This window comes from Sphingomonas sp. (genome assembly GCF_036387535.1).
GTDB lineage: Bacteria > Pseudomonadota > Alphaproteobacteria > Sphingomonadales > Sphingomonadaceae > Sphingomonas_R.
Genome location: NZ_DASVTO010000126.1, coordinates 1 through 12,568, shown reverse-complemented (window position 1 = coordinate 12,568; position 12,568 = coordinate 1). Strand labels below are relative to the sequence as shown.

The window sequence follows — 12,568 nt, the reverse complement described above, 5'->3', positions numbered from 1 at the left end:
CAGGATCCGTTCGCGACCGGCGCGATCGGGCACGCCGACATAGATGAGTTCATCGAACCGGCCGGGCCGCAGCAGCGCGGGATCGATCAGGTTGGGCCGGTTGGTGGCGCCGATCACGACCACCGACTGCAGTTCCTCCAGCCCGTCCATCTCCGCCAGAATCGTGTTCACCACGCGTTCGGTGGCCTGCGGTTCGCCGAGGCCGCCGCCGCGGGCGGGCACCAGGCTGTCAAGTTCATCGATGAAGATGACGCAGGGCGCGACCTGGCGCGCGCGGGCGAACAGGCGGGCGATCTGCTGTTCGCTTTCGCCATACCATTTCGACAGCAGGTCGGCGGATTTGGTGGCGATGAAGTTCGCCTCCGCCTCCCGCGCGACCGCCTTGGCGAGCAGCGTCTTGCCGGTGCCGGGCGGGCCGTAGAGCAGGAAGCCCTTGGCGGGACGGATGCCGATCCGCCGAAATGCCTCGGGATTCCTGAGCGGCAGTTCGACGCCTTCCTTCAGCCGCATCTGCGCATCGTCGAGCCCACCGACATCGTCCCAGCGGACCTGCGGCGCCTGAACCATCACCTCGCGCATCGCGGAGGGCTGGACGCGTTTCAGCGCCTCGACAAAGTCGTCGCGCGTGACCGACAGGGTGTCGAGCACCTCGGCAGGGATGCTGCCATCCTCGAGGTTCAGACGGGGCATGATCCGCCGGACGGCCTCGATCGCGGCTTCGCGCGTGAGCGCCGCAAGATCGGCGCCGACGAAGCCATAGGTGGTGCGGGCGAGTTCCGCGAGGTCGATATCCTCGGCCAACGGCATGCCGCGGGTATGGATCCCCAGGATCTCGCGCCGGCCGCCGTCATCGGGCACGCCGACGACGATCTCGCGATCGAACCGGCCCGGACGGCGCAACGCTTCGTCGATCGCCTCCGGCCGGTTGGTGGCGGCGATGACGACGATGTTGGCGCGCGCCTCCAGCCCGTCCATCAAGGTCAGCAATTGCGCGACGAGCCGCTTTTCGGCCTCGCCCGTAACCTGGCCGCGCTTGGGTGCGATCGAGTCGATCTCATCGATGAAGACGATCGACGGCGCGCTCTTCGCCGCCTGTTCAAAGATGTCGCGCAGCCGCTTTTCGGATTCGCCATAGGCGGACCCCATGATTTCGGGCCCGTTGATCAGGTGGAACTGCGCATCGCTCTCGTTGGCGACGGCGCGGGCGAGCCGGGTCTTGCCGGTGCCGGGCGGGCCGTGGAGCAGCACGCCCTTGGGTGGATCGACGCCGAGCCGCTGGAACAGTTCGGGATAGCGCAGCGGCAGTTCGACCATTTCGCGCAGCTGGTCGATCGTGCCGGCCATGCCGCCGATATCGTCATAGGTGACGTCGGCACGGCGGCTTTCCTGCGCCTCCGTATATTCGGTGCGCAATTCGACTTCGGTCTGTTCGTCGATATGGACGATGCCTTTGGGCGTCGCCGCGATCACGACCAGCCGGATTTCCTGCAGCGCATAGGCCGGGGCATTGGCGAACCGCTGAACCCCCGCGCCCACGACCGGGCGATGGCCGGCGGTGGCGACGATGTCGCCCTGCGCCAGCGGCCTTCCATAGAAGGTGCGTTGCAGCGCATTGGCCGACCCCTGAAGCCGGAAATTGGCCTGAGCCGGGCCGAAGACGACGCGGGTCGCGGATTTGGACTCGCCGCGCCGCACCTCCACGAAATCGCCCGAACCGACGCCGGCGTTGGCGCGTTGCAGACCGTCGATCCGCAGCAGTTCCAACCCTTCGTCCTCCCGGTACGGCAGGACCGCGCGGGCGGGAGTCGAACGTTTGCCGACGATTTCGATCACGTCGCCTTCGCTGATGCCAAGTGTCGCCATCATCGCGCGCGGGATGTGGGCGAGGCCACGGCCGCTGTCTTCCGGCCGAGCGTTCGCCACCTGGAGCTTGCGCCCCGCAATTGGGTCGTCTGCCATGTGATCCCTTCTTCAGACCATGGGGCAGGAACCGAGAACACGCGCCGAAGTGCCGGTGGGGGTTCAAAAAAGACGCGCGATCGCCGCGGTGCCGATCACGTCGCGCGGATCATTCCGGGAGGATCCAGCCGTCGGATCTCGCGTCCCTTTCCTGTTCCGGCAAACGGAAGTGGACGGTGGTGACGCAGCCGCGATAGCCGTTCGCGCTGGGCGCGGCGTGGGCGCGTTCGATCATGCCGCGCGCGGCCTGACCAAAAGCCTCGGCCGGTTCGGCTTCGACGACGGACACATTGCCGGTCGCGCCCCAGGAGGCGATGTCGAACCGCAGGACGGCATAGCCCCCGATCGCGCGGCGCCGAAACATCGGAGGAAACGGGCGGCCAGGCGGCAGTTTCAGGATCTGCTGCAGATCGCCGGGGCAGTCGGGGCCCTTGACCGCGACCGGGGTCGTCGGTCGGGTGGGTTCCGGCATCGGGTCGGGCCTTTGGTGAAACTCAAAGAGACAGCCATGCCGCACGCCCGGCTGGAACCGGTCGCGACCGAGGGCCGCGGCCGATGCCCGGTCGAATTCGGCATTGCCGCTGGAGGCGATGAGCTGGACCCGGATGGCGCGGCCGGCGGCGTCGATATCATGCGAGAGATAGGCGTAGGTCCACGTACCGGGCGCCTGCGCGATGCGATCGAATGGCGGGAAGTTGAGCGTACGGGCATTCGGGTGGCGGCCCTGATAGCAGTCCGACCCCGGTGGCTGCAGCCGCTTGAAGGCGGCGGCGCCGGCGTCACCGACGGTGGGTCCCGCCAGCAGGCGCGCGAGCGTCGTGACCGGCGCGGCCGCGATCGGAGTGATCGTCGGCAGGAACGTGATGCTGCACGCCCCGTGCGGCTGCCCGGCCGCAAAGCGCCACCCCGCCAGCGCCGGCGCGAGATCGGAGGTATCGACATAGAAGCCGGCCTGTGCCTCCGCCGGCCGCAGGCGGATCGACCGGGGGCGTCCATCGGCGCCGATCGCGAAATCCAGCGTCTGCGCCACTGGGGGCTGGGGCGGGTGCAAGGGCGGGGGCGGCGAAGCGATGTAGGTGAGGCGGGTGGTATTGAAGGGCAGCACGGTGACGGTCGGAATGATCTCCGCCGCACCGCATCGCACCGCGCTGGACGTCAACTGAACGACATCGGCGCGGGGCACGGCACGGGGTTGGGAGCCGGAGATTTCGAGTGCTACGATCGGTGGCGGCGGGACCGTTACCGATAACGCCGAGGATGTGCTGGTCACAGTCAGCAGCATAAGCAGACGCAAACGATACACGGACATCGAAAGCATTCCTTCTATGTCGGCCGATACTGCTGGCTCGTTCAGACTATGCCGGAAAGCCGTTCCTTTCAATATCCAGCCCGGCCATCGGGCAGTCGCGGCATCATCTTAGGAGATCATTAACCCTGCCTTTCTATCCCGGCGGTGAGCGCAACGGGGTGTCGCGCAGGCGAGGAAACGGGATGGAGATCGACGGGATAATCGTTGGCGGCCGCAAGCGAGGCCGTACGCCTTTCCTGCTGTACGGCGTATTATGCTTCTGCGTCGGAACGCTGCTTTACCTGATGGGGGTATTGCTGGTGTTCCCCCGATATCTGTTCAATCTCCACGCGCTGCTGGACCCCGTCGCCGAAGGGCTGGTATGGTACAGCGGCGTTCCCATCCTGCTGGGGATCGGTTTCGCCTTGTTCGACATCCTGTTCCTGTTCGGGGGCAAGAAACCGGATCGGCCGGTCCGGTTTGAGCCGGTACGACGTCGCCGCGTCACTGTAGCCCTGACTGCTTATAACGATGAGGAGAGCATCACGGGCGCGGTTGAGGATTTCCTGGCGCACCCGTTGGTGGAGCGGGTCATCGTCGTCAGCAACAACAGCATGGACCGGACGTTCGACCGTGCCGAAGCAGCCGGCGCCATCACGTTCGACGAGCCGGCGCCGGGGTATGGCCGCTGCGTGTATCGGTGTTTGGCCGAAGCGGTGAAGCATGACGATACCGAATTCGTGGTTCTGTGCGAAGGCGACAGCACCTTCCGCGCTTATGACATCGAGAAGCTGCTCGCCTATGCGCCCCATGCCGACATCGTGAATGGCACGCGTACCGTCGAGCCGCTGCGCCAGTATATGACCCAGCTGAGCACTTTTTTATATTATGGCAATCTGTTCGTCGGAAAACTGCTGGAGGCAAAGCATCTAGGCCGTGGAACATTGACTGATGTCGGAACAACGTACAAACTCTGCCGTCGCGACGCGCTGATCGATTTGTTGCGTCATGTCAAACCAGCCGTGAACCTTGAGTTCAATGCCCACTTCATTGATGTGGCCCTAGCCCGGAACATGGTGGTGCTGGAATGCCCTATCACCTTTCATCCCAGGATCGGGCTGAGCAAGGGAGGCAATGTCAGCAACTGGCGAGGCTTGCAGGTGGGGTCACGGATGATCTTCGGGCTGCTCAGTAACTGGCGCCGGTTCGCATGACCGGAGATTATCATGGTTCGCGGTTGCGGGAGGACGTGCGACGGGGAGCCGTATGGCGTGCCTTGTGGAAATATTATTTCCGGCATCATATATCGCCGGCCGACACCGTGCTGGACCTGGGCGCGGGCTATGGTGACTTCATCAATTCCGTAAGCGCCGGCCGGCGACTTGCGATTGACCAGTGGCCTGGCTTAGCGGACCATGTCGCACCTGGAGTGGAAACCGTCATCGGTCCGGTGAGCGATCTTTCGGCAATCCCCGATGGCAGTGTCGATTATGCCTTTGCATCCAACCTGTTCGAGCATTTGCCGCAAACTGACATGGCCGTTGTTCTGCGAGCCTTGCAGGACAAGTTGACGACGCGAGGTATGCTGACAATCCTACAGCCCAATTATCGCTATGCGTATCGAGAATATTTTGACGACTACACGCATGTTGCGATCTATTCGCACATCAGCCTGGCCGATATGCTCTCCGCCCATGGATGGGAGGTGCTGGAGATTCATCCGCGCTTCCTGCCCCTAAGTCTCAAGTCACGGTTGCCGACGTGGGCTTGGCTGGTGGGCGCCTATCTTCGTTCGCCGGTGAAGCCGATGGGCAAGCAGATGCTGATGGTCGCGCGGCCGAGCCGGCAGAAGGGAAAGTGAAGGCGATCCCCATGCGGTGGTTTCATGGTGTCGCGCTCGGCATCCTGACCGCCTGCCTGACCGTCGGGGTCATCCGGTTCCTGCAATTCATACCCGCTGCGCTGCACTACCCCTTTGAGCTGGATTATGGCGAAGGCATCGTCCTCCAGCAGATGCGCAACATGCTGGCTGGAATCGGATATAGCCCGATCAGTGCCTATCCGGCCGTCGTATACCATTATCCACCGGTCTATCACATGACCGTGGCGGCTTTCGCCCTGACGACCGACATGGACCAGATGATCGCCGGACGGGTGGTGGCATTGCTAGCGACATTGGGATCGGCAGCGGCCGCCGGCATGCTGGTCGCAAGCGTCCTGCGCGGACACGCCGGCGCGCGCACCCGAACCATATGCGGCCTGCTTGCGGCGTTGGTCTTGCTCAACTGCTATGCGGTCCAGCTATGGGCGCCGCTGATGCGAGTGGACATGCTGGCGTTATTGTTCGAACTGACCGGAATGATACTGGCCATCCGCGCGATCGAGCAGCCACGATGGATCCATGGTGCGGCGCTGATATTTGTGGCTGCGGTCTATACCAAACAAACCTCGATTGCTGCACCGGTCGCAACCTTTGCCGTATTGCTGGCTGTCCGACCGCGTCTGGCGCTTCGCGGCATTGCGACAATGGCGGGGGTGGGTATCGCGCTGCTGGCGGCGCTCGACTGGGCTACTGCGGGCGGATTCCTCCAGCATATCCTGCTATACAACATCAACAGGCTCAATCCGCCGGGCCTTCTGCTGCCCGCCATATTATTGCTGAACCACCTGATGCTCGCAATTCTGGCGGGTATCGGAGCCGTGAACACCGCACGTCGGCTGGTCCCGCCAGGAACACGGCTTCGGGCATTCAGGGCCCGGGCTTCGGGAAACCCGGCTTTGGCAGGCTGTGCGATCCTGCTGGCGTATTTTGCAATTTCCACGCCGATGCTAGCCAGCATGATGAAGGTGGGAGCCAACACGAACTATTTCATCGGCTGGTCATGTGCGATGGCGCTGTTTTGCGGGATCGGCCTGCATCCTGTCGTGGCGTCCGTGGTCGGTGATGGCAGTCGCACAGCGCAGCTGACAGTTTCAATCCTGATGCTGTTTCTGGTCGCGATAGGGATCCCAATCCAAAGCATGACCTTGCCCAACCGGAATCAGGATGTTCCCGAAATGAAGCGGCGGGAAGGCCGATACTGGTCCGTGGCTTCCCGTATCCGCGCGTCTTCCAAACCCGTCATCGCGGATCCGATGACGTTGCTGATCCGTGCGGGACGGAACGTGGAGTGGGAGCCGGCCATTGCTGCTGAACTGGCGCATACCGGCGTGTATGACGAGGCAGGATTTGTCCGCATGATCCGTGCGCATCGTTTCGGCTTCTTCGTGATGCAAGGCAAACCCAGCGACAGGATCTACCGAGAACGATATAATCCGGCGGTGCTTGCCGCCATAGAAGCGGCGTATCCCGTCCGGCAGCCGCTGGGGAATCTGGTATTGCACTATCCCGGACCCCGGATGCCGCCCGTGGCGCACTGATGCCGCCCCGCCCGGTCAGCGGAGCGGTTTGTGCGCCGGGCGGAGCTTTTGCCCGACAGCCGGGCGGCGTAGAGGGACGCGATGAATTCCCCCCGAGCGACGCGCCGACGCCGACCGCGGCGTGACCGCAAACCGATCAGCCCGAAGACCGTCGTCGCAGGCATCGCCCTGATGTGCGGGGTGGCGGCCGTCGCGGGGTGGCAGGGGAGCGCCAGGAGCGATCCGCCGGGCGCGCGGGCGGTGGTGCCGGATGCGCTGGCGTCGCCAGCCACCATATCCACGGGGGCGGCGACGCGGCACCGCGTCGATTATGTCTGGCTGGACCGGCGCATCGAGGGACTGATGCGCACGCCGGGCATGGCCGGGCTGGGCGTGGCGGTGGTCGAAGGACCGCGTGTGACATTCGTGAAGGGCTTTGGCCGGACCGAACCGGGCGGCGCGGGCGAGCCGGTGACATCGCGGACGGTGTTCCGCTGGGCATCGCTGTCGAAGACGGTGGCGGCGACGACGGTCGAGAAGCTGGCGGCGGAGGGCAAGCTGTCGCTGCAGGCGCCGGTGGCGCGATATGGCACGACGTTGCGCCTGCCGAACGGGACCGAGCGGGTCGCGACGGTCGAGGATGTGCTGTCGCACCGGCTGGGCATCGTCAAGAATGCCTATGACGACCGGCTGGAGGCGGGGGAGGACCCGCGGGTGACGCGGGGATCCTATGCCGCGTTGCCGCCGATCTGCCGCCCCGGAACCTGCTTCGCCTATCAGAACATCGCATTCGATACCGCGTCGGAGATCGTCGCCAGGGCGAGCGGCCGAAGCTATGCCACCACGGTGCAGCGGGAATTGTTCGGTCCGCTGGGCATGGTCAACGCATCGATCGGGCGTGCCGGGCTGACGGGTGCGGCAAGCTGGGCGCATCCCAGCCGGGGCAGCCGGATGCTGACCGTGGAGGAACCCTATTACCGGGTGCCGGCAGCGGGCGGCGTCAACAGTTCGATCGGCGACCTGGCGCTGTGGCTGAAGGCGCAGATGGGCGGCAATCCGCGCGTTCTGTCCCCGGCGTTGCTGGACGACCTGCACCGCGCGCGCGTGACGGTGCCGCGCGGACGGCAGGGGACGTTCGACCGCGCGATGACCGACGGGCGCTATGCACTTGGCTGGCGCAACCACCGGCTGGGCGGCCATTTGCTGGTCGGGCATCGCGGCGCGGTATCGGGATATCGGTCGCTGATCCTGTTCGATCCGGAACAGAAGGTGGGCATCGCGATGCTGTGGAACAGCGAGAGCCCGCGCCCGGTGGGATTGCCGCTGGAGCTGTTCCAGGCGCTGTATGGCATGCCGGCGACCGATTATCTGGAGCTGGGCCGGCGTTGATATTTCCTGTCGTGCCGGTCCGGCGCGACTTTGCCTTTGATGCGGGCGCGGTGTAGGGCGGCGGCATCATTTCGAGGCCGATCATGACCGAACCGAAGACCCTATATGCCAAGATCTGGGACGCGCATGTCGTCGACACGCGGGCGGACGGCACCGCGCTGATCTATATCGATCGCCATCTGGTGCATGAAGTGACCAGCCCGCAAGCGTTCGAAGGGCTGCGCGTGGCGGGGCGGCGGGTGCGGCGGCCGGACCTGACGCTGGCGGTGCCGGATCATAATCTGCCGACGACGGCGCGGGTGGATGCAAGGGGCGCGCGGCTGCCGATCGCGGATGCGGAGTCTGCGGCGCAGCTGGCGGCGCTGGCGGCGAACGCGCCGGCCAACGGCATCCGCTATATCGATGCGACCGCGGCCGAGCAGGGGATCGTGCATGTGGTGGGGCCGGAACAGGGCTTCACCCTGCCGGGAACCACGGTGGTATGCGGCGACAGCCATACGGCCAGCCACGGCGCGCTGGGCGCGCTGGCGTTCGGGATCGGCACGTCGGAGGTGGAGCATGTGCTGGCGACGCAGACGCTGCTGCTGCAACGGTCCAAGGCGATGGAGGTCCGCGTCGAGGGCGTGCTGGGCCACGGCGTGAGCCCGAAGGACGTGATCCTGCATATCATCGGCCGGATCGGCGCGGCGGGCGGCACCGGTCATGTCATCGAATATACCGGCAATGTGTTCCGCGAAATGTCGATCGAGGGGCGGCTGACCGTCGCCAACATGTCGATCGAGGCGGGCGCGCGGGCGGGGCTGGTGGCGCCGGACGATGTCACCTTCGCTTATCTGAAGGGGCGGCCAATGGCACCGAGCGGGGAGCAGTGGGACAAGGCCGTCGCATGGTGGCGCACGCTGGCGAGCGATCCGGGCGCGGTGTACGACACGGTGGTGAAGATCGACGCGGCCGAGATCGCGCCGAGCCTGACCTGGGGCACCAGCCCGGAGGATGTGGTGCCGATCACCGGCGTGGTACCCGACCCGGACAGCTTCGCCGATCCGTCGAAGCGCGCCGCCGCGGCCAAGTCGCTCGACTATATGGGGCTGACGCCGGGCACGCGGATGCAGGATGTGCCGGTCGACATGATCTTCATCGGCAGCTGCACCAACAGCCGGATCGAGGATCTGCGCGCCGCCGCCGACGTGGTGCGCGGGCGGCATGTCGCGGCGGGCGTGACGCAGGCGCTGGTGGTGCCGGGGTCGGGGCTGGTGAAGCGGCAGGCAGAGGCCGAAGGACTGGACCGCGTGTTCATGGAGGCAGGGTTCGAATGGCGCGAACCGGGCTGTTCGATGTGCCTGGCGATGAACCCGGACAAGGTGCCGCCGGGGATGCGCTGTGCCTCGACCAGCAACCGCAACTTCGTCGGGCGGCAGGGGCCGGGTGCGCGCACGCATCTGGTATCCCCGGCGATGGCGGCGGCGGCGGCGGTGACCGGGCGGCTGGCCGATGTCCGCGACCTGATGGGAGCCGCTGCATGACGCCGATCACGAAGGTTGCGGGGCGGGCCATCCCGTTCGGCCGGAAGAATGTCGACACCGACGTCATCATCCCGGCGCCCTATCTGAAGACGATCAGCCGATCGGGCCTGGGCCGTGGCGCGTTCGAAGTGGTGCGCCGCGAACCGGGCAATGTGTTCGAAGATCCACGCTATGCCGGCGCGCCGATCCTGATCGCGGGCGACAATTTCGGCTGCGGGTCCAGCCGCGAACATGCCGCCTGGGCGCTGGGCGACATGGGCGTGCAGGCGGTGATCGCGCCGTCCTATTCCGACATCTTCTCCGGCAATGCGGTGAAGAACGGGATCGTACCCGTCGTGCTGCCACAGGCGGCGATCGACCGGCTGATGATCGTCGCGGCGGAGGGGCAGCCGGTGACGGTCGACCTGGAAACCTGCACGGTGACGACGCCCTATCAGGATCGCTTCCCGTTCCAGATCGATCCGTTCCGGCGTGACTGCCTGATGCACGGGCTCGACGAGATCGGGCTGACCATGGCGCAGGGTGAGGCCATTTCTGCCTATGAGGCGAAGGTGGCGGCGGAGCGGGGTTGGGTTTGAGGATGATGGCACGCTTGGTCGCGAAGGCGCCTATGCGTCGGCAGGCACGCAGCGCCGCGATCGGTATCGTATCAAGACGGTAACAGAATGCGCGCGTAATCCGCTGCCCCGTGAAGGACGCAGATGACCGTCACATGGTCTGCGTCGATCCGGTAAAGGATCAGACAGTTTTCGTGGACGCGTCGCCGGATACCCAGTGCCTCTTAGCGTGGGACGAGCGGGCAGCCTGCGGAAAATCAGCGAGTGTCAGGCAGCGATCGCGCAATTGGCGGACGAAAGTAAGGGCACGGGACGGGGCATCTTGAGCGATAGGATCGCCAATGTCTTCCAGATCCTGTTCATCAGAACGCGTCAGCAGGGTCTTCATGCCCGGTTGCCGGTGAGATCCTGATATTTGCGTTCGAGTGGGTCGAAGGGCACCTCGGCAGTGACGGTCATGCCAGCATCTGCGTTGGCGATCCCTTGCCCGATCTCCGCGTCGAGCATGGCAAGGCGTGCTTCCCGATCCTAGCGTAGCACGTCGTTTTGGGATCGGTAGCGGCCCGTTTTCACCAGCTGCGAAACGAAGGTTTCGAGTTGCTGTCCAAGGTCCGCATTGATCATGCTGTTATCCTTCGTACTACGCCAGGTTTCCTATCGCGATCGGAGACGCCGTAAATTGGCGTACGTCATTCCACCCAGTCCAGCCCGATTTCCTTGTAGAGCCCGCGGTCGTCTTCCCATTTCGGGTTGACCTTGACGTGGAGGAACAGGTGGACCTTCCTGTCGAGCAGATGTTCGAGTTCGGCGCGGGCGCGGCTGCCGATTTCCTTGAGGCGGGTGCCTTTGGCGCCGAGGACGATCGCCTTCTGCGTGTCGCGGCCGACCAGGATCTGCTGGTAGATGGCGACCGAGCCGTCCTTGCGTTCCTCATATTTCTCGGTTTCCACGGCCGAGGCGTAGGGGAGTTCGGCGTGGAGCTGGAGATAGAGCTGTTCCCGCGTGACTTCGGCGGCCATCATGCGGTCGGTGGCGTCGGAAACCTGATCTTCGGGAAAGTGCCAGGGGCCGGCGGGGACGCGTTTTGCCAGCGCGGTCTTCAGATCCGGAACGCCGTCGCCGGTGGTCGCGGAAATCATGAAGATCTCCTCCGGGTTGAGCTGCTGTTGCAGGCGGACGGCGAGGTCGAGCAGCTTTTCCTTCGGGGTCGCATCGACCTTGTTCAGGATCACCAGCTTGGGTTCGCGGCGTTCGGCGAGCGTCGCGACCAGCGGTTCGAGCCGCTTGGTAAGCCCGGTCTTCGCATCGATGACGAAGGCGATCAGGTCGGCATCCTGCGCCCCACCCCAGGCGGCGGCGACCATGGCGCGGTCCAGCCGGCGGCGTGGTTCGAAGATGCCGGGGGTATCGACCAGCAGGATCTGCGACGCGCCCTGCAAGGCAACGCCCATCAGGCGGACGCGCGTCGTCTGCGCCTTCGGACTGACGATCGCGACCTTTTGCCCGACAAGCGCGTTGACCAAAGTCGATTTGCCGGCGTTAGGCGCGCCGACGACCGCGACGAATCCGCAACGCTGGTCTTCGGCCGCTACCGCGGCGGGCGCAGTGTTTTCGGGGCCGGTATCTTCGGAAAGGGTCACGACAGGGACTCCAGTAATTTGGTGGCGGCCTCGGTCTCGGCCTCCTGTTTCGACGCGCCTTCGGCTTGGGCATCGGCCTTGCCGGGGATGGCGACGGAGACGGTGAAGCGCGGGGCGTGGTGCGCGCCGGTGCGGGCGAGCAACGTGTAGACGGGCGGACGGCACCGGTGAGCGGCCGCCCATTCCTGTAACGCGGACTTCGGATGGCGGGGCGCCTGCGTACCGGCATCGACCAGTGGCGCCCAGGCACGGCGGACGAAAGCCTGCGCGGCCGGCAGCCCGCCGTCCAGGAACAGCGCACCGATCAGCGCCTCCACCGCGTCGCCGATGACGTTGCCGCTGTTGACCGCGCCATCGTCGCGCGCCTGCTTCCCAAGGCGGAGCATGGTGTCGACGCCGATGGTGCGACCGATGGTGGCGCAGGTTTCGCGGCTGACGATCGCGTTGAGGCGGCGGGACAGGGCGCCTTCGGGTTCATCGGGGAACAGGCCGTAGAGCCAGTCGGCGGCGACCAGGCCGAGCACGCGGTCGCCGAGAAACTCCAGCCGTTCATAGCTGACGCCGGCATGGCTGCTGTGCGTCAGCGCGCGGCGGAAAAGCGCGAGGTCGTGCGGTGCGTGGCCGAGCGCGGTCGGCAGCCAGGCGGCGAGGGGATCGGACGTCATTGCGTCCGCCATAGCCCAGGCAGGGGCTTTGCGTCGATGGGCGAGGCGTAGTAGGTAGTCGTGATGGGTGAAATCGTGAACCTGCGGCAGGCGCGGAAGGCGAAGGCACGGATCGCGGCCGAAGCGGCGGCGGCGGGTGCGCGGGCGC

Annotated in this window: 13 protein-coding genes; 7 read left to right on the top strand and 6 right to left on the bottom strand. The window is 65.5% G+C overall.

The window, feature by feature from the left end; translation table 11 throughout:
• Together VF649_RS11775 and VF649_RS11770 are read right to left on the bottom strand one after the other, a co-directional pair.
• Positions 1 to 1,959 (bottom strand): CDC48 family AAA ATPase (locus VF649_RS11775; protein ID WP_331012148.1); only part of this gene is annotated, 1,959 nt, incomplete at its 3' end.
• 109 nt (positions 1,960 to 2,068) lie between these two features.
• Complete coding sequence (locus VF649_RS11770) at positions 2,069 to 3,229, bottom strand: TonB family protein (RefSeq protein WP_331012147.1); 1,161 nt, start codon at positions 3,227 to 3,229, stop codon at positions 2,069 to 2,071.
• Positions 3,230 to 3,450: 221 nt separating this feature from the next.
• Here VF649_RS11770 and VF649_RS11765 point away from each other — a divergent pair, with 221 nt between their 5' ends.
• The 6 genes from VF649_RS11765 (at position 3,451) to leuD (ending at position 10,136) form a co-directional block, all read left to right on the top strand.
• Positions 3,451 to 4,461 carry a glycosyltransferase gene (locus tag VF649_RS11765; protein WP_331012146.1) on the top strand — a complete coding sequence of 337 codons (1,011 nt, stop codon included), beginning with the start codon at positions 3,451 to 3,453 and terminating at the stop codon, positions 4,459 to 4,461.
• Complete coding sequence (locus VF649_RS11760) at positions 4,458 to 5,108, top strand: class I SAM-dependent methyltransferase (RefSeq protein ID WP_331012145.1); 651 nt, start codon at positions 4,458 to 4,460, stop codon at positions 5,106 to 5,108. Before VF649_RS11765 ends, VF649_RS11760 begins: the two co-directional genes overlap by 4 nt.
• Positions 5,105 to 6,667 (top strand): hypothetical protein, encoded by a 1,563-nt coding sequence (locus tag VF649_RS11755; RefSeq protein ID WP_331012144.1) that lies wholly within the window; start codon positions 5,105 to 5,107, stop codon positions 6,665 to 6,667. Before VF649_RS11760 ends, VF649_RS11755 begins: the two co-directional genes overlap by 4 nt.
• Before the next feature lie 81 nt (positions 6,668 to 6,748).
• Entirely contained in the window at positions 6,749 to 8,035 is a 1,287-nt protein-coding gene (locus VF649_RS11750; protein WP_331012143.1) for a serine hydrolase domain-containing protein, read from the top strand.
• Between the two features lie 83 nt (positions 8,036 to 8,118).
• Positions 8,119 to 9,558, top strand: coding sequence for a 3-isopropylmalate dehydratase large subunit (leuC, locus tag VF649_RS11745; RefSeq protein WP_331012142.1), 1,440 nt, complete (start codon positions 8,119 to 8,121; stop codon positions 9,556 to 9,558).
• Positions 9,555 to 10,136, top strand: coding sequence for a 3-isopropylmalate dehydratase small subunit (gene leuD / locus VF649_RS11740; protein ID WP_331012141.1), 582 nt, complete (start codon positions 9,555 to 9,557; stop codon positions 10,134 to 10,136). The genes leuC and leuD overlap by 4 nt, the downstream gene beginning before the upstream one ends.
• 160 nt (positions 10,137 to 10,296) lie before the next feature.
• Here leuD and VF649_RS11735 read toward each other — a convergent pair whose 3' ends face one another.
• From VF649_RS11735 to rnc, 4 genes are all read right to left on the bottom strand, one after another.
• The gene (locus tag VF649_RS11735) at positions 10,297 to 10,503 is read right to left on the bottom strand and encodes a type II toxin-antitoxin system RelE/ParE family toxin (protein ID WP_331012140.1); all 207 of its coding nucleotides are present in this window, start codon (positions 10,501 to 10,503) and stop codon (positions 10,297 to 10,299) included.
• Positions 10,500 to 10,622, bottom strand: coding sequence for a hypothetical protein (locus VF649_RS11730; protein ID WP_331012139.1), 123 nt, complete (start codon positions 10,620 to 10,622; stop codon positions 10,500 to 10,502). Before VF649_RS11730 ends, VF649_RS11735 begins: the two co-directional genes overlap by 4 nt.
• A gap of 182 nt (positions 10,623 to 10,804) precedes the next feature.
• Positions 10,805 to 11,755: a GTPase Era gene (gene era / locus VF649_RS11725; protein WP_331012138.1), complete on the bottom strand. Its 951-nt coding sequence runs from the start codon at positions 11,753 to 11,755 to the stop codon at positions 10,805 to 10,807.
• Positions 11,752 to 12,420, bottom strand: a complete 669-nt coding sequence (gene rnc / locus VF649_RS11720; protein ID WP_331012137.1) for a ribonuclease III — start codon at positions 12,418 to 12,420, stop codon at positions 11,752 to 11,754. Before rnc ends, era begins: the two co-directional genes overlap by 4 nt.
• Positions 12,421 to 12,483: 63 nt before the next feature.
• Here rnc and VF649_RS11715 point away from each other — a divergent pair.
• Positions 12,484 to 12,568 (top strand): DUF4169 family protein (locus tag VF649_RS11715; protein ID WP_331012149.1); only part of this gene is annotated, 85 nt, incomplete at its 3' end.